18 protein-coding genes are annotated in these 22,661 nt (G+C 41.3%); 7 read left to right on the top strand and 11 right to left on the bottom strand.

Annotated features, from left to right (window positions below; translation table 11 throughout):
• The 7 genes from ACWB0I_RS08545 to ACWB0I_RS08515 form a co-directional block, all read left to right on the top strand.
• On the top strand, nucleotides 1-404 hold a 404-nt coding region (locus ACWB0I_RS08545; protein ID WP_479387635.1), incomplete at its 5' end, for a sialate O-acetylesterase.
• 20 nt (nucleotides 405-424) lie between these two features.
• The gene (locus tag ACWB0I_RS08540) at nucleotides 425-3,391 is read left to right on the top strand and encodes a WD40/YVTN/BNR-like repeat-containing protein (RefSeq protein WP_479387634.1); all 2,967 of its coding nucleotides are present in this window, start codon (nucleotides 425-427) and stop codon (nucleotides 3,389-3,391) included.
• A 273-nt stretch (nucleotides 3,392-3,664) separates the two neighbouring features.
• Nucleotides 3,665-5,677, top strand: coding sequence for a DUF2264 domain-containing protein (locus ACWB0I_RS08535; RefSeq protein WP_479387633.1), 2,013 nt, complete (start codon nucleotides 3,665-3,667; stop codon nucleotides 5,675-5,677).
• 9 nt (nucleotides 5,678-5,686) lie between these two features.
• Nucleotides 5,687-7,378: a sodium:solute symporter family transporter gene (locus ACWB0I_RS08530; protein ID WP_479387632.1), complete on the top strand. Its 1,692-nt coding sequence runs from the start codon at nucleotides 5,687-5,689 to the stop codon at nucleotides 7,376-7,378.
• 39 nt (nucleotides 7,379-7,417) lie between these two features.
• On the top strand, nucleotides 7,418-9,157 hold the full coding sequence (locus tag ACWB0I_RS08525; RefSeq protein WP_479387631.1) for a glycoside hydrolase family 3 protein: 1,740 nt from the start codon (nucleotides 7,418-7,420) through the stop codon (nucleotides 9,155-9,157).
• Between the two features lie 266 nt (nucleotides 9,158-9,423).
• Nucleotides 9,424-10,311, top strand: a complete 888-nt coding sequence (locus tag ACWB0I_RS08520) for an HAD family hydrolase (RefSeq protein ID WP_479387630.1) — start codon at nucleotides 9,424-9,426, stop codon at nucleotides 10,309-10,311.
• 127 nt (nucleotides 10,312-10,438) lie between these two features.
• On the top strand, nucleotides 10,439-11,386 hold the full coding sequence (locus ACWB0I_RS08515; protein ID WP_479387629.1) for a glycoside hydrolase family protein: 948 nt from the start codon (nucleotides 10,439-10,441) through the stop codon (nucleotides 11,384-11,386).
• 527 nt (nucleotides 11,387-11,913) lie between these two features.
• Here the strand turns inward: ACWB0I_RS08515 and ACWB0I_RS08510 are convergent.
• The 11 genes from ACWB0I_RS08510 to ACWB0I_RS08460 form a co-directional block, all read right to left on the bottom strand.
• Nucleotides 11,914-13,374: an NADH-quinone oxidoreductase subunit N gene (locus ACWB0I_RS08510; RefSeq protein ID WP_479387628.1), complete on the bottom strand. Its 1,461-nt coding sequence runs from the start codon at nucleotides 13,372-13,374 to the stop codon at nucleotides 11,914-11,916.
• A 109-nt stretch (nucleotides 13,375-13,483) separates the two neighbouring features.
• Nucleotides 13,484-14,998, bottom strand: a complete 1,515-nt coding sequence (locus ACWB0I_RS08505; protein ID WP_479387627.1) for a complex I subunit 4 family protein — start codon at nucleotides 14,996-14,998, stop codon at nucleotides 13,484-13,486.
• 39 nt (nucleotides 14,999-15,037) lie between these two features.
• Complete coding sequence (gene nuoL / locus ACWB0I_RS08500) at nucleotides 15,038-17,083, bottom strand: NADH-quinone oxidoreductase subunit L (protein WP_479387626.1); 2,046 nt, start codon at nucleotides 17,081-17,083, stop codon at nucleotides 15,038-15,040.
• A gap of 20 nt (nucleotides 17,084-17,103) precedes the next feature.
• Nucleotides 17,104-17,409, bottom strand: a complete 306-nt coding sequence (nuoK, locus tag ACWB0I_RS08495) for an NADH-quinone oxidoreductase subunit NuoK (protein ID WP_479387625.1) — start codon at nucleotides 17,407-17,409, stop codon at nucleotides 17,104-17,106.
• Nucleotides 17,406-17,909, bottom strand: a complete 504-nt coding sequence (locus tag ACWB0I_RS08490) for an NADH-quinone oxidoreductase subunit J family protein (protein ID WP_479387624.1) — start codon at nucleotides 17,907-17,909, stop codon at nucleotides 17,406-17,408. Before ACWB0I_RS08490 ends, nuoK begins: the two co-directional genes overlap by 4 nt.
• Nucleotides 17,910-17,962: 53 nt before the next feature.
• A complete protein-coding gene (locus ACWB0I_RS08485) occupies nucleotides 17,963-18,502 on the bottom strand; it encodes a NuoI/complex I 23 kDa subunit family protein (protein ID WP_479387623.1) in 540 nt (179 codons plus the stop codon).
• 12 nt (nucleotides 18,503-18,514) lie between these two features.
• Nucleotides 18,515-19,570: an NADH-quinone oxidoreductase subunit NuoH gene (gene nuoH / locus ACWB0I_RS08480; protein ID WP_479387622.1), complete on the bottom strand. Its 1,056-nt coding sequence runs from the start codon at nucleotides 19,568-19,570 to the stop codon at nucleotides 18,515-18,517.
• Between the two features lie 21 nt (nucleotides 19,571-19,591).
• Nucleotides 19,592-20,761: an NADH-quinone oxidoreductase subunit D gene (locus ACWB0I_RS08475; RefSeq protein WP_479387621.1), complete on the bottom strand. Its 1,170-nt coding sequence runs from the start codon at nucleotides 20,759-20,761 to the stop codon at nucleotides 19,592-19,594.
• Nucleotides 20,745-21,251, bottom strand: a complete 507-nt coding sequence (locus ACWB0I_RS08470) for an NADH-quinone oxidoreductase subunit C (RefSeq protein ID WP_479387620.1) — start codon at nucleotides 21,249-21,251, stop codon at nucleotides 20,745-20,747. Before ACWB0I_RS08470 ends, ACWB0I_RS08475 begins: the two co-directional genes overlap by 17 nt.
• A 5-nt stretch (nucleotides 21,252-21,256) precedes the next feature.
• The gene (locus tag ACWB0I_RS08465) at nucleotides 21,257-21,742 is read right to left on the bottom strand and encodes an NADH-quinone oxidoreductase subunit B (RefSeq protein WP_479387619.1); all 486 of its coding nucleotides are present in this window, start codon (nucleotides 21,740-21,742) and stop codon (nucleotides 21,257-21,259) included.
• 2 nt (nucleotides 21,743-21,744) lie between these two features.
• Nucleotides 21,745-22,143 (bottom strand): NADH-quinone oxidoreductase subunit A, encoded by a 399-nt coding sequence (locus tag ACWB0I_RS08460; protein WP_479387618.1) that lies wholly within the window; start codon nucleotides 22,141-22,143, stop codon nucleotides 21,745-21,747.
• Nucleotides 22,144-22,661: the final 518 nt, after the last annotated feature.

Raw genomic sequence — 22,661 nt, 5'->3', positions numbered from 1 at the left:
ATATAGACGGGGATGGGGAAAAAGACACTCTTATACCCTGCGGCATAATCTGGATGCAGGGTGAAAGCGATGCCGAGCACACTCAAGAAACCGCGCTTAAATATTCTCAAAATTTGAAGTATCTTATAAACATGATGCGGGCGGCTTTAAGGTTTGACGATCTTCCCGTTGTGATTGGAAGGATAGCGGATTCGGGTCAGGACGAAGACGGAAAAGTTTGGAATTACGGTGAAATTATCAGAAAGCAGCAGGAAAAATTTGTAAATGATGATTTGAACGCGATTTTGGTCAGAACAACGGATAATTATAATTATTCTGATAAATGGCACTATGATTCTAATGGTTATATAGATTTAGGAATTCAATTTGCGAAAAAAATATATTATTTAGAAAATGAAAAATAGTAATTTAAGAGAAAACTAATATGAAAAAGTATATTTGTTTGATATTCATTTTACTTCTACTGATTGGCAGAAACGAATTAGTCGCTCAGGAATCAAAATGGGAATTTGTCGATCCGGGCGGTAACGGCTGGTTGATGTTTGCTTCCATTCATCCGGCAAGCGGTGCACTCTATTTTTCTTCCGACATGACTCTCTCTTTATTTCGCAGTGTGGATAGAGGGGAAACATGGGAGCCTATTGCCAATCCGGTTCCCGGAACGGCTTATTATATTGCCGGAAATCCTACGAATCCTGATATAATTTATATGAATCAAATAAGTTCTGCTCCTAATCAATCTGGAATTTGGAAAAGCGAGGATAATGGCGATACTTGGCAATTAATTTATCAGAGCGATGAATTTGGAACAAGCACCGGGCAATCCGGTGTGGTGGATCCAGATAACGGGAACTATATTTATTGGACAAATTCGGATATGGGAGTCAGCCTTTCGACGGACGGCGGGTATTCATGGAAAGATATAAGTGACGGTTTGCCGGTCGGACGGATTGTTCAAGAAAGACATTTAAACGCTCTCGAACTTGATTTTGAGGGTTCTTATAAAAATAGAATCGTTTACTATCCCACTAATGTTGGGCTGTATCAAAAAAAAGGCCTAAAAAAACCATGGAAGTTATTGGGGAACGGCTTGCCTAAAGGCAAATGTACTCAGGTTGCTGTCTGCAATGGCGGAATTGTATATGCAGCGTTTCCTGAGGTTGGACTATTCAAAAGTGAAAACCGAGGGAAAACGTGGGAACGGCTAAATGGATTAAATGGCAAAAATCCGTTACGGGTTTTAGCAAATAAGCAACATCCTCAAATTGTTTATGTAGCTACAGTACGTGATGAGGGTATTTACGGCAGCAGGGATGGCGGGAAGACCTTTCGATTATTAACCCATACCTGGTTCAATGGCAAACGTAATATTCCAATTAATTACCGCCAGACTGAATCGATATCAAGTTTTTTCATGTTAATTGATCCGATAGATCCAAATATTCTTTACCTGGATTATGGGATAAAAACTTTAGACGGCGGCAAAACTTGGCAACTATATGGCATGAAGGAAGTTCGGCGGGATCGTTGGAAAGGAACAGGATTAGCGTTGCTTACGGAATATAGAGCTGTATTTGATCCAAAGAGACCTGGAATAGTGTGGCTGGGATTTTCGGATACTGGTTTGATGCTTTCTGAAGATAACGGTGAAAGCATTATAAATGTAATTTCTTTCCATCGCGGAGAAGTTAATCAGGCTGCATATTGGAGAGATAAATTAGTTAATACTTCCGGATCGTGTCAAACGATGACTGTTGATCCGGAACTTTCAACAACAATATATGCTTCCATCAGTATGAAAAGTGCGTCCAATAGAGCATCTGCTGGAGGAATTGTAATTAAGTCGGTTGATGGTGGATGGAACTGGAAGCCAATATTCGAGAAAAACGGATTGGATGATGGAATTGTTCGTTCAATAGTTATAGATCCCAGTTCTTCAACTTTTAACAGAACTGTTTATGTTGCGAGTTATGGGAATGGAGTATATAAGAGTGTTGACGATGGAAATACATTTAAAAATATTACTCCAAAAGAGATATTCAACGGAAATACTCGGTTAATGTGGCTGGAAATGGCGCCCTCGGATTCTAAAACACTCTATCTGGCTGTAGGTGGGTCAAAAGGAATTCGTCCAATTACTAAAGGGCCGGATGCTTATCCGCCGGTACAGCCGGGAATGTATGGCGGAATATATAAAACGACCGATTCAGGTAAAACCTGGCAGAAATGTAATCAAACAAGGGAAATCCCCAATGTTCAGGATATTGCTGTTGATCCGACGAATGCAAATATCGTTTATGCCGCTGCCTGGAATGAGAATTACCTTGTAAACGGTGAAAAACATAAACAATGGAAAAAAGGGGGACTTTATAAAAGTATCGACGGCGGTGAAAACTGGGATTTAGTATTCCCAAGCATCGTAGATAGCATTCATGGAGTTGGGGAAGTTAGCGGTGTTTGTATAAATCCTGTTGCTCCCGAACTCGTTTATATTGTGGTGGAGAATTATGGCGTTTACAGATCATTTGACGGGGGAAAAACATGGAGTATTTTAGGTAAGAAATCAATGGACAGAAGACAGAGACGTTTTCATTCCATTGATATCAATCCGCATAATCCTGCTGAAATTTGGGTAGCCCATTTCGGTTCATCATTTTCAAAGACAATCGATTACAGGGCAAAAGACTATTTGGCGAAGAAATTCTTTAATGCAAATTTTATTAAAAACCATAGCTTTGAAAACCTTAATGATTCAGGGAAGCCAATGTATTGGAAATATGAGCAGCCCTTGGCACCTAAAGGAGAAAAAGAGGTGATTTCTGTTTCCAACGATGTTGTTAGCGAGGGTAAAAATTCAATACACTTCTATTTAACACAAGCTTATACGGATGCCCCGAGTCCTTATCAGGCAGACAAAGCACAAAGACGCCTCCAGGCAGAAGGCGTAATACCAGTAGATACAAATTGGGCAAAAGGATGGGAAGTGACGGGCGAAACAAGAAGTTGGATATATCAAAATATCGATCCGTATTTTGTGACTTTGATGCGCGGAAAAGAGATTAAAATTGAAATGGATGTGTTTATTAAAGAGAGAAATCTACCAACATGGTGGGGAAGAGGATATGAAGCCGGCGAAGTCCCACGAAGACCTCCGCAAATCTATGTAACGGAGGTTCGTGAGTATAATGTACATTGGATGGTTGCAGAAACTCTCAGTGAAGACTTAGAATTGAAGCCGAACGAACTTAAAGGGAAATGGCTACATGTTTCTGCTACAGGAAAGGTGTCGAAAGATGCGCTTGGAGTACGAGTGACTGTTACTGGAGTTGGAATGTATTCTGGTCCGATGGACATATATGTAGATAACGCAAGATTAAGTATTGTAAAATAAAACTGGATTGCGTAATAAAGATTTTTTTTAAGCTTTTGCGCACATGCCGTAGGCAATACCGGGTCTAGCCTGATCTATAAAATCTTTCATTACGCAATATTAGAATTTTTCTAGTACTGAATTTGGGAGAAAGTTTTTATCAATAAAATTTGTTTTTCGGATTTTAAACACTCAATTGGAGGAGTAAACATAAAAACTTTTTTGCTTTTTGTAGCGATTATTGTGTTTTGCAGTTTCTTCAAAAGTAATAATAAAAGGTCTAAGGAGGCAAATGTGGGGAATATTTTAAAATTGGAGAAGGACTTTGATTTATCTCCTTTTACAGGTTGGACGAGAGAGAGCTGGGAAGAAATAGCCCAAAAGATGATTATTGCCATTCAACCATATTTAACAAAAGGAAAAGGCGGATTAAATTTAAATGATCCGGTGCGTTGGATGGATAAATATCTGCCTGATCCTGAAAATATGAAAAGCTTTTATTGGATGGAAGGATTCACAAGAACGCGGATTCTGCTTGCTGCGTACATGGTTGGCACAGGAAATACAACCATTGAATATGAAGGAAAGAAAATCGATCTGGTTAAACAATATATTGAAGGACTGCTGTCGGCCTCCGATCCTAATCATCCCGAATATATTGGTGATCGATACGGAAATAATCAATGGATTGCAGAAATATCAGGATTGGCCTTTTCACTTTATCTTTTGAAAGATTTGGTATGGGAACGATTATCAGATAAAGAAAAAGATCAGATTGCAAAATGGATGCTTTCGACAACCGGAAGAAAGATACCGAACAATAACTGGTATTTATTCATCGCAAACACTCATTTGGTTCTAAAAGCATTAGGAAGAGAATATAACCAGGATGAATTAAATTTTTGCATAAAAAAAGTTAAAGAATTTGATTTAGGAAACGGGTGGTTTACCGACGGAGATGAATCGCGTGGATATTCCATTGAACAATATAACGCCTGGGGCTTTCATTATTTCTTACCGTTATTTGTTAAAATTGGAGGTTTATCGTCTGAAGACAATGAATGGATAATCGATCGATTACAAAAATTTATTTTAAGTTATAAAAATTTCTTTGCGGCCAATGGCGCGATCCCCATGTGGGGCAGGTCCTGGGCTTATCGGCCAGCCTTAACAGTGCCATTTATTTTGGGGGAAATTTTAGGCCTTTCTCCAATTAGTCATGGACTTTCGAGACGTATAGTATCTGGACAAATGAAATTCTATGTTGAGAATGGATATTTCACTAAAAATATGATTCCTACAATGGGATATCTGGGAGAAAATTTAGATTTGATCGACCCCTACAGTCAATATGGCTCTCCTTACTGGGGAAATTTAATCTTCCTGAATTTATTGTTGCCAGCATCCCATCCATTTTGGACAGAGAAAGAAAAACCGCTTCCTGTGGAAATAAGCGATTACACAATTGGAGACCCGATTATTGGGATGAATATTTTTGGCAATAAAAAATCCGGAGAAGTTCAAATAATAAATCACCGGGCCTGGCATCAAAAAGAGAGCGCCGGGACAAAATATGCCAAAAAATATACCGCATTCAGTTATTCTTCTCATTTTGGTATTGATTTAACAAGAACAGAAAATGGTTATCATCCGGATAATATGTTTTCCATTTCTATAGATGGTAAAAAATTTTCCCACAGAATCATTCCAATTTTTGAATCGATTGAAGAAAATTATGGCGTTAGCAGCCATTATCCATTAGCAGGTTTTCCTTTTGTTGAAGAAAAGGATTCAAAAACATTTTCGGCTGATAAAAAAATTGAAATAGTTGAAGATAAATCCGCTAAGATTACCACACATATCCTGATTAAAAACGGCTATCAAGTAAGGTTAAATATACTTGAAACGGAGAAAAAAGTATTAAGTGCGCGCGAAGGCGGATATGCGATGAACTATTTTGATAAACGTCCTGAAATAGTTATAGACAGGAAATTATCCGCAGTTTATAATAATGAAAAGGGCTCATTTATCCTTGGAATTTTAGGATTTAATGGTTCTAATTCATCTGTTAAAACAATCGAATCGGAAAAAGCCAATAATACCAATGGAGGTAAATCAATCATTCCTGTTTTAGAAACAAATAATCTTGAACCGGGGCGCCATTTGTTTTTGACGCTTACCGGAACATTTTATAACGGTAGAGAAGAATTGGAAGAGATTACACAATTAATAAAAAATGTTATTAAAGAAGATAATTCAATAAAAGTTCAATTTAGTGATGAGTCAGAATTTATTTTCAAATTTTAGAGGAGTGATATGCCAAAATTATGGATAATTGATTATGTTGTAATGGGCCTACATTTATCGATTATGGTAGGGATTGGAGTCTTTTTTTATAAGCATGTTAAAAGCACGGATGACTTTTTTAAAAGCAGCAATAAGTTACCATGGGGCGTTGCAGGACTGTCCTCATTTATGAGTTCTTTCAGTGCCTGGACGTTTACCGGAGGGGCTGGTAAAATATATTCATTTGGTTTATCCGGCGCTCTTTTACTTTGGGCAAGCGCCTTAGCTTTTTTGTTAGCCTATTTTTTTTTAGCGGCAAAATGGCGTAGAGCCAGAGTTATCACAATAACCGAGTTTTTACAAGTAAGATATGACAATGTAACACATCAATTTTATTCTTGGCTTTATGTTTTGATGAAGTTATTTATCGTTGGGCTTCAACTTTTAGCCGCCTCGGTATTTATCGCAGTGGCCCTTAAAATTAATTTAAATTATGTGATTATAATAGCAGGCCTTACCATGCTGAGTTATTCAGTACTTTCGGGGCTTTGGGGTGTTTCCACAAACGACACATTACAATTTATAATTGTAACCTCAGTAACTATCATTGCCGCGCCTCTCAGCCTAAAAGCGATTGGTGGCTTTGATAATTTGATTTCAAACGCGCCGACAAATTACTTTGCATTTGGCAATGGTAAGCTTGATAAATTTTATTTATTTGGATGGCTTTTATTGATGTTTTTTGGAATTAATTCAAATGCATCCGTCCAAAGATATTTTAGCGTGAAAGACGAAAAAGCTGCACGAAAGGTAGCTTTGCTCTCATCACTTTTGTTTTTTGCAGGAGTAGGCCTTTGGATGATTCCTTCAATGAGCGCCAGAATTATGTTCACGGATTTAAACGGCTATGTTGGTGGATTAAAAAACCCCGCGGAGGCTTCGTATGTGATAATGTGTATGAAGGTTTTACCTCACGGTTTAATGGGGCTATTATTAGCGGCCATTTTTGCAGCAACTATGTCTTCGCTCGATTCCAGTTACAATGTGATGGCAGCGGTAATTGTGGAAGATATCTACGCAAAATATTTTAGGCCAAATTCAACCAAAAAACATCTGATGCTTGTAAGTAGGCTTACCATACTAATTATAGGCAGCTTTACTGTACTTCTCGCCACATATTATACGCATCATAAAGGCGGTGTATTCGGCGTTATGAAAGATATTTCTCAAGTGTTAACGGTTCCCATCGGTTCGGCTCTAATCTTCGGTCTGTTAATTAGAAAAACCCCGCCATGGACTGCTTTATTATCATTTGTTTTAACTTTTTTAGTTGCATTTTCTACTCGATATATATTTAATCTCCACCTTGGTATTCAGGCAATACTTGTAGTAAGCACTTCTTTAGCGACATTTTTAATAATGAAATTATTTTGGGAAAATAGCAACGTTTCAGACAGAAAACGGATTGATAACTTTTTTAATAAACTTGATACCCCGATCGTTGAGGAAAAAGAGCTGACAAAAGGAACAACCGGCGATGTCGTTTCAATGTTACGAGTCATTGGTACCTTAATGATGATCGTGGGAGCCCTAATATTGTTCCCGATAATATATTTGACAGACTTTTTTGCTATTATCATTACTAGTGGATTAGGGAGTACAATGTTTATTGTTGGGCTAATAATGTTTGTTAGAGGAAAAATTAAAAAGAATACAATTTAAGAATAGACTAAGATAAAAAAATAATAAGAGGAGACTCGTATGACAAAAGAAAAATGGGTAGATGATTTACTCGGAAAAATGACCATTGAACAAAAAGTTGGACAAATGATGGTCTTCGGATTCGCAGGCCCAATTATTACGCCAGATATTATTGATATGATAAAAAAATATCACGTTGGCGGTTTTAGGATATGTTTAAAATTTCGAACGCAAACATTATTACATGATATTAAACCAGGTACGGAACCAGATGAAAATATTTTGAGGTCTTTAGTTTTTCCGCATGGGCACCATATAGATTATGCAGACCCTAGTAGCTGTACCTACTGTACTCCGCAGGAATATGCAGAAGTTCTTAACAAACTGAGACATTATGCAATGGATCGGGAATTAGGAATTCCAATTCATTTTACAATTGATCAGGAAGGTAACGGCTCGGATGATTTGATTAACGGACAAAGACTTTTCCCAAGTCCTATGGGAATAACAGCAACGGGCGAACCGGAAATGGCATATAAAATAGCTAAAGCTATCGGAATGCAGGCAAGGGCTATTGGCGCTAATATGATTCATTCGCCAGTGGTCGATGTGAATACAAATCCTAAAAATCCGGAAATTGGTCCAAGAGCCTATTCCGATAAAACGGAGGAAGTTATTAAATATGCCTTAGAAACTGCAAAAGGCTTTGGCGAAATGGACATGATTGCTACAGCGAAACATTTCCCCGGAAGAGGAGAGTCGGAGTCTGATGCCCATTGGGGACTTCCTCAAGTTAATTTAGATAAGGACACATTATTTGGGGTTCATATTGCCCCATATAAGGCGTTAATTGAAGCTGGCATTCCAGCTATAATGAGCGCGCATAGCCTTTATCCCGCCCTTGGTGTAACAGATAAACCGGCGTCTACTACAAGAGAAATTCTTGAAGAACTTTTAAGACAAGAATTAGGTTTTAAAGGAGTAATTACTACTGATAATATGATGATGGGGGGGATGCTGCAAAGATTTGAAATTCGCGAAGCTGTAGTCCAAGCAATTATGGCCGGTAATGACTTAATACTCTACAGAGATGAAAGCGCGCAGAGGCCCCGTATTATAGAAGCAGTCATTAATGCCGTTAAAGAAAATAGAATTAGCGAGAAGAAAATTGATGAAAGTGTGCAGAGAATTTTGTCCATGAGATGGGATATGGGGTTGGCCAAAAACGGAGGTATAGTAGATGCAAGAAAAGCTTCTGAACCTATAAACCATCCATTTGTAGTAAATACCGCCATTGAAGCAGCTGAAAAATCGGTTATTAAATTAAGAGATGATGCAAACATTCTTCCTTTATCATCTGAAACGAAAGTTTTGCTGGTTGAACAGATATTCCCAACTCAACAGATGGCTAATAATATGTCATGTCATCCCGGCATGTTGTGGGAAGAATTGTGTAATTTTTCAGAAAATGTCGGCCAGGTTGAAATTCCTATAATCCCCTCCGAAGCCGATTGGAAAAGAGTGATGCGTAGAATTGATGAAGCAGATGTGATCGTGACCACCAATTATTACTATCACAAAGTGGCCTCTTCAATTAATGACCGTGTAAGAGAACTTTTAAAAACCGGTAAACCTGTGGTTGTGGTTTCTAATAATCCTTATGAATTTGCTTCTCCTAAAGAATTTCCGACAGTAATTGTAACCTTTGCACCAGCAAGTCGTGAAAATTTGCAAGTTGTTGCTCAGATCATATTCGACAAAATGGAGGCTGCAGGGAAAGTCCCTGTACGCATTAGTTAATTCCAAATTCAGCAATAGAATTTGTCTGTTGCTAAATCGATTAAGAATATCTGATCAACACAATATTGCGGAGAGAAAGATTTTCTAGATCGCGTAAACCCACTACGGCTTATGGCCTGTGCGCAATAGAGATTTTAAAAAATCTCTATTGCGCAATCTGGGTTAATTCATACTTTGATTAGAATATCGTTACAGGCGAGCGTAGCTTTGTAATCAACAAACAGCATTGTTGTTACTTAAAATCGAAAAATTTTGGAGTATAAAAAATGAAGTCATTAAAAGAAGAAATAATAAATCTACAGCCTAAAAAAGAGTTTTTTGTAGGAATTGATTCTGATGGATGCGTTTTTGATACCATGGAATTAAAGCACAAAGAGTGCTTTTGTCCGAATACGGTTAAGCACTGGAATCTGCAAAAAGTTTCAAAGTATGCCAGAGAAACCTGGGATTTCGTGAACCTTTACTCTAAAAGTAGAGGAGTTAATAGATTTCTTGCATTAATTAATTTTATGGAATTATTAAAAGATCGGAAAGAAATTAAATTAAGAAATGTTGCATTACCGGATTTGAGCCCATTGAAAAAGTGGGCCAATGAAGAAAATGAGTTGAGTAATTCAGCTTTACAAAGATATTTAAAAAAAGATAATGATCCGATCATAGCCAGAGCCCTTGAATGGTCACTGGCAATTAACAGGGATGTTGCCGATATGGTTAAGGGAATATCGCCTTTCCCCTATGTAAAAGAATCCCTGGAAAAACTGTCTGTAAAAGCGGATATCATTGTCGTCTCGCAAACTCCGGTGGAGGCTTTGCAACGTGAATGGGAAGAAAATAGTCTAACGCAATACGTGCGTTTAATAGCAGGCCAGGAATATGGAACAAAGAAAGAACATCTTCAATATGCAGCTATCAAAAAATATCCAACTAACAACATATTAATGATTGGCGATGCCCCGGGGGATATGAAAGCGGCTAAAGATAACGGAGTATTATTCTATCCGATAAATCCAGGGCAAGAAGAACAATCCTGGAAACGTTTCTTTGATGAAGCTTTGGACAGGTTCCTTCAAGGTCGGTATTCCGGTGAATATGAACAAAAATTGATTGTTGAATTTAATAGCTTACTACCGGAGTATCCGTCTTGGAAAAGTTAAATGACAGATTTTGAAAGGCCACTTAACATATTAAATAGTTCTGAAAATAAATTATTGAATTCGATTTTTAAATATTGATATTAAAATGTTTTTGACACTACAATAATAAATTAAGGAGATTAAAATAATGAACAAACAAACCATATTCATCTTTCTGGCGTTCTTTTTCATTTTTTTAAGTTGTGGGAAGAATAATCGGAATAATAATATTGAAACATCTCTGTTCCCGCATGAATTGGTAGATTTTGTTCCATATGAAAATAATCCAGTTTTTTCAGGAACGGGTAAAGATACCTGGGACAAAAAAATTCGCGAACGCGGATTTATTTTATATGAAGACAGTCTTTTTAAAATGTGGTACACAGGATATAACGAAGATAAAGCAGACACGACCAGGTACCTTGGTTATGCAATATCTAAAAATGGGTTAAACTGGCAACGCTATTCGGATAAACCAATTTATGATGAAAATTGGACAGAAGATGTTCATGTAGTTAAAGTTGATGGTATGTACTATATGGTTGCAGAAGGACTTAACGATATAGCATTCATGCTGAAATCAAAAGATGGTATTAAATGGCACCGGGAAGGAAAACTGGACATTCGGAAAGTTAATGGTGAGCCAATTAATCCAGGACCTTATGGTACACCAACATTGTGGATCGAAAAGGGAAAATGGTATTTATTTTATGAAAGGAACGATCAGGCGGTATGGCTTGCTGTGTCCACGGATCAGAAAGTTTGGATAAACGTTCAAGACGAGCCAGTGCTCAAAAGAGGCCCGGAAACCTATGATAAAGAAGGCCTTGCTATAGACCAAATTATAAAGTACAAAGATAAATATTATGCTTATTATCATGGGACGCCGGATCCAAGATGGGATGTCTGGAATTCCAATATAGCCGTTTCTGATGATTTAATTCACTGGAAAAAATATGAAAAGAACCCAATAATACGACCAAACTCAGTGCATAAAAATTTTTCCAGTCCAATTCTTGTTTACGATGGTAACCAGTATCGGCTATATACCATGCATGACAGTGTTCGGGTTTATTTCTCGAACAGGAGAAAATAGACCTTTAGCGCAAACATTCGTAATATCAGATGCAGAAATACGAGCCAGGAATTTATTCTCATTTTTGAGGCAAATGTTTTGTGATGCACAATATTTTATCGATACAATAGAAGCTTTCCGAAATATCGGCAGTTGTCTTCGTTCCCTAAGGGAGGATTCAATGCGCGGTGAACAGGTTAGAATACTTCCTTCAAAACATCAATCCCGCCATGGCGCGATGCAAAAAATTTCATGAATGCGTAACACGTAACTCGTTACGCGTCACGTGTTACTTTGTCAAGTGCCTGGCGTACTTTGCGGTTGATTTTTTACCCCCCCAAAAAACCGTCCCTGATAAAGTTTTTGGCTGCCGCTGTGCTGCCTTAAATTAATGGTTTAAATATCATTGCAGAAAAAAACGCAGGCTTGATGGCCATTATTGAAACAAGCGATGATTCCTTGCACCCACCGGGACTGCTTTGCTCCTATTTCGGGCAAAAAAAACCCCGCTCAGGGCGGGGTGGAATCGTTTTACAAAAAACGATTGATCAATATAGTAAATTAAAAGATATTTCTGACAGGCGCGCTAAAGAGTTCCAGAACACGCCAAAAATAAGCGTGGGAACAACCAACACGGTTAATATCACGGTTTCATACAAATTAATGGGCACAGGCGGTTGTTCCTCTACCGTGCGTAAGAACATCTGTTTTACCACGTAGGCGTAGTAATACAAAGAGATAACGCTGTTTAAAACGCCAAGCACGGCCAGTACATACCAGCCACCATTAACTACCGCGGCAAACAGGTAAAATTTGCCAATAAAACCGGCTAAGGGTGGCAGGCCGGTTAAACTAAACATGAAAACTGCCATGGCAACGGCCGCGTAGGGCGACCGGTAGCCCAGGCCACGAAATGCATCGATTTCCTCGCTGCCCAATTTCTGTGTCATGGTAATGATCACCCAAAATGCCCCAAAGTTCATAAACATGTAAACAACAAGGTAAATCAGAATCGCTTTGTAGCCTTGCGGGTTGAACACCACCATGGCCATCAGCATGTAACCGGCATGCGCAATGGAAGAGTAGGCCATCAAGCGTTTAATGTTGGTCTGGCGCAAGGCAACCAGGTTGCCAAAAGTCATGGTCAATACGGCCAGTACGGCCAGTAAGTATGGCACATGAATTTGTAAGTTTTGTAAAAAGACTGCTGCCTGCGAGGAGCCATGGGCTACTACGGTAGTAAAAAAACGAATTAAGACCGCCATGCCCGCTGCTTTGGGGCCGATGGAAAAGAAAGCCGTAATGGTCGTCGGAGCGCCTTCGTAAACATCCGGCAGCCAGAAATGGAACGGCACCATGGCCACTTTGTAGCCAATTCCTGCCAGAATTAAGACAAAGGTAATAAAGAAAGCTACCTGATGGGGGGGATGGGCCATTAGAGCCTGCTGAATTTTAAGTAAATTGGTCTCTCCGGTCAGGCCATAGAGATAGGAGAAACCAAAGGCCATCACACCGGTGCTGGTGGCAGCATAAAGAATGTATTTTAACGAAGCTTCATCCGATTTGATATTGTGTTTGGTAAATCCGGTTAGAACATAGGACATCAGTCCCACTAATTCCATGGCAATAATAATCATCAAAATATCGTTTACGGCGCCCATTAAAAACATGCCCAGCGTAGTAATCAAGATCAGCACGTAATATTCAGAGCGATCTTCAAAATAGGGCAGCGAAAACAGAATAATAATGATCGACGAAACGGCAGCGATCAATTTTATGTAAATTGCCATGGAATCGAGCACTAACATGCCTCTGAAAATTTCACTGGCAGGTAGCGTGTATTGCTGAACGATCAGAAATACGCTGACGATCAGTGCGGCAGCTGACACAATGCCCGTCCAGATTTTCTGTTCTTTTTTAAGCAATAAATCTAAAACAATAACGACCAATATGGCTGCACTCAGAAACAATTCCGGGACAAAATATGATAAACTGTTCAAGTTATCCATAAGTCCATTTTCCTTTAACCAAAATTAACATGATCACTTTTCAAGTGAATTGTCTGTGTTTATCAGTTCAGGCTGCAGGTGTTCACCTTGCAGCCGCTGTATTTCATGATCAAGGAACCATCTTAATCAATTCAGTTAGATGCGACATGGATGTGCGCATCAGATTTAAAATGGGCATTGGATAAACACCAAACAGCACAACCAAAATGCCCAGAGGAACCAGCGTAAATAGTTCCCGCCCATTGATTTCCGGAATGGTAGCGTATTTGGGATTTAATTTACCTAAGAATACGCGTTGAACGGTCCACAAGACGTAAGAGGCCGTTACAATAATGCCCAGGGCGGCAAGGACGGTTAAGGTACGATACACACTAAATGTGCCAATGAAGACCATGGCTTCGGCAATAAAGCCAGTCATGCCGGGCAGCCCCATCGCCGCAAAAAAGGCCAGGGAGGCAACCCCGGTGTAAATGGGCATGCTTACGCCCAATCCACCAAAGCCCTCGATCTCCCTGTGATGGGCGCGGTCATAAATAACACCGACTAACAAGAAGAGCATGGCGGTGATCATACCGTGACTAACCATCTGGAATAAGGCCCCGTTCATTCCGGCATCGGTAAAAGTTGACATGCCCAGCATCACAAAGCCCATATGCGAAACCGACGAGTAGGCCACCAGTTTTTTGAGGTCTTTTTGGGCCATGGCTACAAAGGCGCCGTACAGGATGTTAATCACACCTAAAATAGCTAAAAAGTAGGCCGTCTTAACAGCCACATCCGGAAAAATCGGGTAACTGATGCGGAAGATTCCATAGGTACCCATCTTTAACAAAATACCCGCAAGAATAACACTGATGGCGGTTGGCGCCTCAACGTGAGCATCGGGCAACCATGTGTGGAATGGGAAAGCCGGAATCTTAATGGCAAAGCCAATGAACAACATGATGTAAAGTACCATTCGTACATCAACGCCTTTTAACCAGCCAGAATGTAAATCCTGATTCATCATGTGCAGCATGTTAAAGGTATGTCCGCCTGTAACCGGATCTTTCACATTGAAATACAGGGCCAGCATAACGATTAACATCAGTACCGAGCCCAGCAAAGTGTACAGGAAGAATTTGATGGCGGCATATTCGCGTCTTGGCCCGCCCCAGATGCCAATCAAAAAGTACATGGGAAGAAGCATGACTTCCCAGAAAACATAAAACAGAAAAAAGTCGAGCGAGACAAACACGCCGAGCATGCCTGTTTCTAATAAAAGGAAGAGCGCAAAATACCCTTTAACCGCTTTGTTGATTCCGTAAGAGGCAACAATGGCCAAAAAACTGATAAAAGTGGTTAACCAGAACATGGGAAAGCTGAGGCCGTCCAGACCTACAAAATATTCGATGTTGTAAGCCGGAATCCACTTTACATGTTCTACAAACTGGAACGTTGCTTCGTTATTAACCCCTGCCCAGGTGAAGTTGAACTGACTCCACATGTAGGTGGCGATAACCAGAGGGATGAAGGTAAATACCGTGGCAACGGCTTTGATCGCTTTTTCATTTTGCTTGGGAATAAGCAGGACAAATAAAATCCCCAAAATCGGAATAAACGTAACAAGGCTAATCAATCCCATAAACCTGACTCCTATGTATGTCTTTCCCTGTCAAATTGTTTACATCAATACACCAATGACAATCAGTACGGCACCGGCCAGGGCGCCTAAAATGTAGTACTGCACCTGTCCGGTTTGAATCTTACGAAATCTCTGACCAAGTCCCTGTGTAATATCGGCTACCCCATTGACAATGCCATCAATAAATCCCAGATCAAACAATCCGCTAAAGGCCGAAAAATTACGCGTAATAAAGGCCGCTCCATTGACAATGCCGTCAATAATGGTCAAATCGAACCAGGCCAGAAAATTGTTCCACAATAACAAGCCACGCACAAAGGTGGCGTTGTAAATTTCGTCAAAATAGTATTTATGAAAGGACAAATCGTACAACGGTTTGATCTTTTGCGTTAAGGCTTCTACATCCACTTTTTTCCAGAAATAGAACGCAAAGGCCAGTAAAATACCGGTTAAGGCAAAAATGATAGAAATCATCATCCCGTTTACATGGGCGGTGTGAGCCACATGTTCACTGATTTCTAGAACAGGGTGCCCCAGTTGCATGCTTACTGCAGATTCTGGCTTTTGAATGAGATGGGCAAACCAGCCATGCTCTGCCGAAAAAGGATTGAGCGATGGCAAGGTGAAAAAGATAAAGATGCTCAGTGTAGCCAGAACCATCAGTGGAACGGTCATAACCTTTGGACTTTCGTGAACATGTTCGTACAGGTCCGGTCTTTGGGGTTGGCCCAAAAACGTTTTGATTACCAGACGAAACATGTAAAAGGCGGTAATAATCGCTGCTGTAAAACCAAAAAAAGGCAACAAGTAGTGCACCGGATTAGACTGACTCATGGCAAAGGCCAGAGTACCGCCTAAAATAGCGTCTTTGCTCAAAAACCCGGAAAAGAAGGGAATGCCGGAAATGGCCAGTGTAAAAATCAAAAAGGTGTAGTAGGTTACCGGCATTTTGGCTTTTAAACCGCCCATCAGGCGGATATCGTTGGGGTCTTTGTGCACGCCCACTTTTTCCATGGCGTGATGCATGGCATGAATGACCGAGCCGCTGCCCAGGAACAGACCAGCTTTGAACATGGCGTGCGTGGTTAAATGAAAGAATCCGGCGGTGTACGCCCCCACGCCCATAGCCATAATCATGTACCCCAACTGGCTGATGGTGGAGTAGGCCAGAACGCGTTTGATGTCAAATTGCGTGATGGCAATAGTTGCAGCCAGCAAAGAAGTAAATCCTCCGATATAGGCCACTACCAGCATAGCATCGAACGAGAGCATAAAGGTAATACGCGCCATCAGGTAAACACCGGCTGCTACCATGGTGGCAGCATGGATTAAAGCGCTAACAGGGGTTGGGCCTTCCATGGCGTCAGGCAACCACACGTGCAAAGGAAACTGCGCCGATTTCCCAATAGCCCCACAAAAGAGTAGTGCGCCTGCAGCTGTGAGTAACCCCCCGCTCAAATTTCCCTGAGCAACACCCTGTTGAATATCCAGCAGATTAAAGGAACCTATGGTGGTGAAGACAATTAACAAGCCGAGTAAAAATCCAAAATCACCGACACGGTTGGTAATAAATGCTTTTTTTCCGGCATTGGCAGCCGAATCCTTTTCAAAATAGTAACCGATGAGCAGATAGGAACAAATACCTACCAATTCCCACATGATAAAAATTCCAAACAGGTTGTCCAGCACTACCAGCCCCAGCATGGAAAAACTAAAGAGAGAGAGATAAGCATAAAAGCGATTGTAGCGCGGATCACCATGCATGTAACCAATGGAATAGATGTGCACCCAGAAACTGACCGTAGTTACAACCAGTAACATCACAATAGCCAGATTATCCAGATAGATGCCCATGTCAATACGGAAACTGCCCACCTGCAACCAGGGAATCGAGGCATTCTGGTAAAAATCCGGCTGATAATTGGTCAGCATCTGGATGAAGAGCAGAATAGACAAGAGGTAAGAAATACCAATGGCTGTAATTGAGACAAAGTCGCCCTTACGGGGCAATCGTTTACCCAGAAAAATTTGAATCACAAAAGCCACCAGCGGCAATAGCCAGATGTAAAGCGCAAGCGTAATCATAGTTTCTCCTGCAATCGCTTTTAGTTTTTCATTTCATTCATTTGCGTTACATCAACCGTTACTTTGGTACGATAGATGTTTAGAATGATCGCCAGAGCAATAGCTGCTTCGGCTGCTGCTAAAATGATGATGAAAATTGAGATGAGCTGGCCGTTTAACTGATGATCGACAAAGCGCGCAAAGGCAATAAAGTTCAGGTTGACCGAATTGAGCACCAGTTCAACGCCCATTAAAATCCCAACTGCATTTTTTTTGTAGATGATGGTAAAAATACCAAGCGTAAAAACAATGCCTGCTGTAATTAAATAGGGTAATAGCGTGTTCATTTTTTCTTTCCCTCCGCACGAGCTAAATAGACTGCACCGATTAAAGCCCCTAATAAAAGCATGGAGGCAATTTCAAAGGGTAGTAGGTAATCGGTTAAAATAGCTTTGCCTATGACGGCTGTTGTGGGCTTTAACGTTTTGTCCATAGTTCTAATCCACGACTCTTTGGTCAAGATGATGGCGATAATTACAGCCACAAAAAATCCGCCCCCCAGGCTCAAGTACAGGGAATTGTGGGCAGTCAGGGCTTTAAGATCATAAATCTTTTGCGTCATTAAAACACCAAAGAGGATCAGAACTAAAATACCCCCTACATAAATGATAATTTGCGTGACGGCTAAAAAGTCAGCGCCCAAAAACACGTACAAACCTGCAAATCCCATAAAGGTAAATAGCAGGGCAAATGCCGAATAGATGATTTTATTGGCAAAAGCCACAATAGCTGCTGAAAAAAGGGTGAAGGCTACAATGGCGTAAAATAAGACTTCCTGCATTTCCATTAACGCGTCTCCAGTTTTCTGTTTCTATTTAGGTTAAGAAAATGATCGTTAACTTAATTGGCCTGAGGGCCTTTTCCGGCATTAGCTTTTGCAGCCGCCAGAGCCGCTTTCTTTTCTGCTTCCCGTTTCTGCAGTTCGGCAACCTGTTCAGGCGTATAATTTGAAAAATGAAAATTCAAATCGGAACGATCTTCCTTGGCGTATTCGTAGTCCGGCGTCATGTAAATACAATCGGTCGGGCATGGAAAGGTACACAGGTTGCAGAAACAGCATTTAGACATGTCGATATCGAATTTAGTGACATGAAAGGGTTTTTTCTTGCCGTTGGATGTAAGGCCCAGGTCCTCTGTTTTGTCGGCTTTAATGGTGTCAATTTCGATGCAATCCACAGGGCAGGCGCGTTCGCATTGCCGGCAACCAATGCAATCATCGATGTTTACATACAGTTGCATGCGGGAACGAGGCGGCAATTCAACCTTTTCTCTGGGATATTGTACCGTAACAGAGGGGACAAAGAGATGGCGCAGGGTTACGCCCATCCCGATTAGAATGGTGACAACCGCTTCATATATATTTCTAAAATATTCTCTCATTGGTTTATCCTCTTATAGAGTTAGCACTCTCCAAAAACTGATGACAATGACCAGAACAAAGGAAAACGGTAAAAGCACTTTCCATGAGGTGTACATCAACTGATCCACACGAACGCGGGGCAGAGTCCAGCGCAACCACATCTGTACGAAAACTAAAAACAGAACCTTGGTCATGAACCAGAAGGGCCCCGGAATAAAGTTAAAAAATGAAAAAGGCGCCAGCCAGCCGCCTAAAAAGGCCGTTGTGGCAATCGCCGAAACGATAAACATATTGGCGTACTCGGCCAGAAAGAAAAAGGCGAAACGCATTCCGGAATATTCCGTATGGAAGCCCGCCACCAGCTCAGACTCGGCTTCCGGTAAGTCAAAGGGCGTACGGTTTACTTCGGCAACGGAAGCGATAAAATAGATAATGAAAGCGATGAACATAAAGGGAAAATAATGAAAAGCGTTCCAGGAAAAGAGGTTTCCGCTCTGGCTTTCTACAATGGTTTGCATGCTTAAAGAGCCGCTGATCAGCACAACCGGAAGAAGCGACAGACCAATGGGTAACTCGTAAGAAATAATTTGCGCAACGGAGCGCATGGCGCCATAGAGCGACCATTTATTATTGGAAGACCAGCCGGCCATCAAAATGGCAATCACGGCAATGGAAGAGATGGATAAAATGTAGAGCAAACCAACATTCAGATCGGCCGGAATAAAATGTTTGCTCCAGGGTAAAACGGCAAAGCTGGCCAGACTGACGGCAAAGACAATCATCGGTGCAATCTTAAACAGAAGTTTATCGGCCTTTTCTGGAATGATGTCTTCTTTCATCAAAAGTTTTAGCGCATCGGCAATGGTTTGGGCCCAGCCATGCCAGCCGCCCACTTCCATGGGACCCAACCGGTCCTGCATGTGAGCCGAAACTTTACGTTCCAGCCAGACGGCAAACAGTGCAAATACAGCGGCCACGCCAAAAAAGACCAGGGCCGCAACCAGTGCTACCACGGTAACTTCCAGCCACTGTGGAAGCTGCTGCAGTGCAGGAACAAGATCAACAGCAAATTTCAATAAGGGTTCCATACCTTCCTCATCGTTAATTCGTTAGCGATCAATTTCTCCAAGAACAATATCAAGACTTCCCAGAATGGCTACCAGATCGGCAACCATGGTGCCCGGCGCAACCGCCGGTAAAACGCTTAAGTTACTGAAGGCCGGCGCCCGCACTTTAACACGCACCGGATTCTTACCCCCATCTGAAACAATGTAATACCCTAACTCGCCACGTGGCGTTTCGCTGCGGAAATAGATTTCACCCGCCGGAACACGCACATTTTTGGGCACGGTTTCTTTGGCGTCCCCCTCGGGGATTTGCTCCACAGCCTGGCGTACGATTTTGGTCGATTCTACCATTTCCTGAATGCGTACCCAATAGCGATTCCACGAATCGCCAACCACGCCGCGTGTCCCATCTCCCACGCAAACCTTAAAATCAAAACGGTCGTAAATGCCGTAGGGATCATTTTTGCGTAGATCAAAAGGAATGCCGGAACCGCGCAACGTAGGGCCGCTCAAACCATAGTTAATGGCCAGATCCTGGGGAATAACGCCCACACCGGCCGTGCGATCAATGAAAATTTTATTAAAGGTTAAAAGATCGTTGTACTCTTTAATTTTGGGCTCAAAGTAATCGCAGAATTTAATCACTTTTTCCAGCCAGCCATCGGGCGCATCCCAGGCTACGCCGCCAATCCAGATGTAATTGTAAAGCAGCCGCCCGCCGGAAATTTCTTCGAACAAATCGAGAATCATTTCGCGTTCACGAAAACCGTACAAAAAAGGCGTAAAGGCGCCAACATCCAGGCCAAAGGTGCCAAAAAATACCAGGTGGCTGGCGATACGATTGAGCTCGGCTACAATAACGCGCAAATATTGGGCCCGCTCATTTACTTCGATGCCGGCCAATTTCTCAACGGCCAGGGCATAGCCTAAAGCATTATTCATTGACGCTAAATAATCCATGCGATCCACATAAGGGATAACCTGCGGCCAGGTCATCTCTTCGGCGTGTTTTTCGAAGGTGCGGTGTAAATAGCCGATGTAGGGCGTTGCGCTTTCGACGATTTCGCCATCCGTTTTTAAAACAACGCGCAACACGCCATGGGTGCTGGGATGCTGTGGGCCCATGTTCAGAACAAATTCATCCGTCTTAAGCGGATCTGGAACTTCTAATTCAAATCTTGAATCCGGAAAATTATTATTCCACTGTGTCATTTTGCTCTTCCTCATTGTCTATTGTAACAGGAATCCCATGCCAGCTTTTTGGCGGCTTGTAATCTTTACGTAAAGGATGACCTTCCCAGTCTTCGGGCAGCAAAATTCTGCGTAGATCAGGGTGGTTCACAAAATGGATGCCTAAAAGGTCGTAGGCTTCCCGTTCATGCCAATCCGCCGTCCGCCAGATATCGGCAACGGAATGCACATCCGGTTTTTCCGTACTGACCTCGGTTTTTAGAACGATTTTGTGGTTCAATTTCATGGAATAGAGATGATAAACCACGCCTAAATTTTCTCCCAGGTCCAGACCGGAAAGACACATTAAATAGTCGAATTGCAAATCTTCTGCATCGCGAAGGTACTGTGCAATTTGATTGGTCTTGTCTGGAGCTACTTTGATGTAAGGTTGCATAACCTCGTCATTGAGTTCCAGAACGGCATCGGCAAATTGTTCTTTCAGTTTTTCAAAAATCTGTTTTGCTTCCATACGTATTACCCTATTTTAGACAGGATGCGTTCTTTTTTGATTTTTTCTTTTAGTTCCATGATGCCATGGATTAAAGCTTCCGGACGGGGAGGACAGCCCGGAACATACACGTCGACCGGAACGATCTGATCCACGCCTTTAAGCACATGGTAACCGTATTGCCAGTAAGGGCCGCCGCTATTGGCGCAACTGCCCATAGAAATAACGTATTTGGGCTCGGGCATTTGTTCGTACAAGCGGCGCAGCAGGGGAGCCATCTTAATGGTTACCGTGCCCGAAACAATCATCACGTCCGATTGCCTGGGGCTGGGACGGAAAAACATACCGTGACGATCCAGATCGAAGCGCGAGGCGCCGGTGGCCATCATTTCGATGGCGCAACAGGCCAATCCAAAAGTGATGGCCCATGGCGACCCGGAGCGGGCCCAAGAAAGCAGATCGTCCAGGGTGGTAAACAATATATTGTCTCGAAGAGCACTTAATTCACTCATCTTTATTTTCCTTTCGCTTTAGGGAGATGTTCAAGTTTGGGGCGGGGCTTAATCCACTGAATATCGCCTTTGGCCCACACATAAGCGAAGCCAACCAATAAAATGACGATAAATATGAACATTTCGATAAAAGCAACCATTTTCAGGCTGTCAAAAACAACGGCCCAGGGATATAAAAAGATAATTTCAACATCAAAAATGATGAAGATTAAGGCAATGATGTAAAAGCGGTTATTAAAACGGATCCACGCTTCGCCTTGCGGAATTTCGCCACATTCATAGGTTAGATATTTTTGCGGATAATAACGTCGTGGTTGAATTAAACGAGAAATCAGAATGGTTACCCCCACCATGATGAGGCCGGTTACAAAAAAGACTAATGCGATGTAAAAACCAGTCATACCTTTCCCTTTACAATTTCCATTGACCCAGTTTACGAATTTAAGACGGCAATTTAATACTTTAAAAAAATTAAAGCAAATTAATCACAATAAATTTAAAGTTTATTGATCTTATTGTTTATTATTTAAATAGATAAGAAAAAATTTTAAAAATTTATCTTATAATTTACTTTTTTAGCATTCTGAATTAAAAAAATATTACTATGAAGAGGTATTTAAGCAAAAATTTAAAAATTCTATGGCAGCAGAGCCTCAACCAAAAAATTTCTTTAAAAAATGACAGGACGGTGCCCCGGAACCCTTTAACTCTTACACTCTTAATTCTTCCCTTCCAACAGCAGAAGTCATTTCACGAATTAGCCCTCACCCCCTCTCCCAGAATAAAAATCTGGGAGAGGTGGAAGACTTGTGTGGGAAATTTTAACATGTATTGGGGATTTCTTACACGGGCTCCATTCACGACCAATGGGCGGCCCGATGCTCATTCACCATTCAACAAATCAACAATTCAACGGTTT

Source organism: Caldithrix sp. (assembly GCF_056497305.1).
Note: the sequence above shows the minus strand (reverse complement) of the source record. Positions and strands in the feature narration are given on the sequence as shown.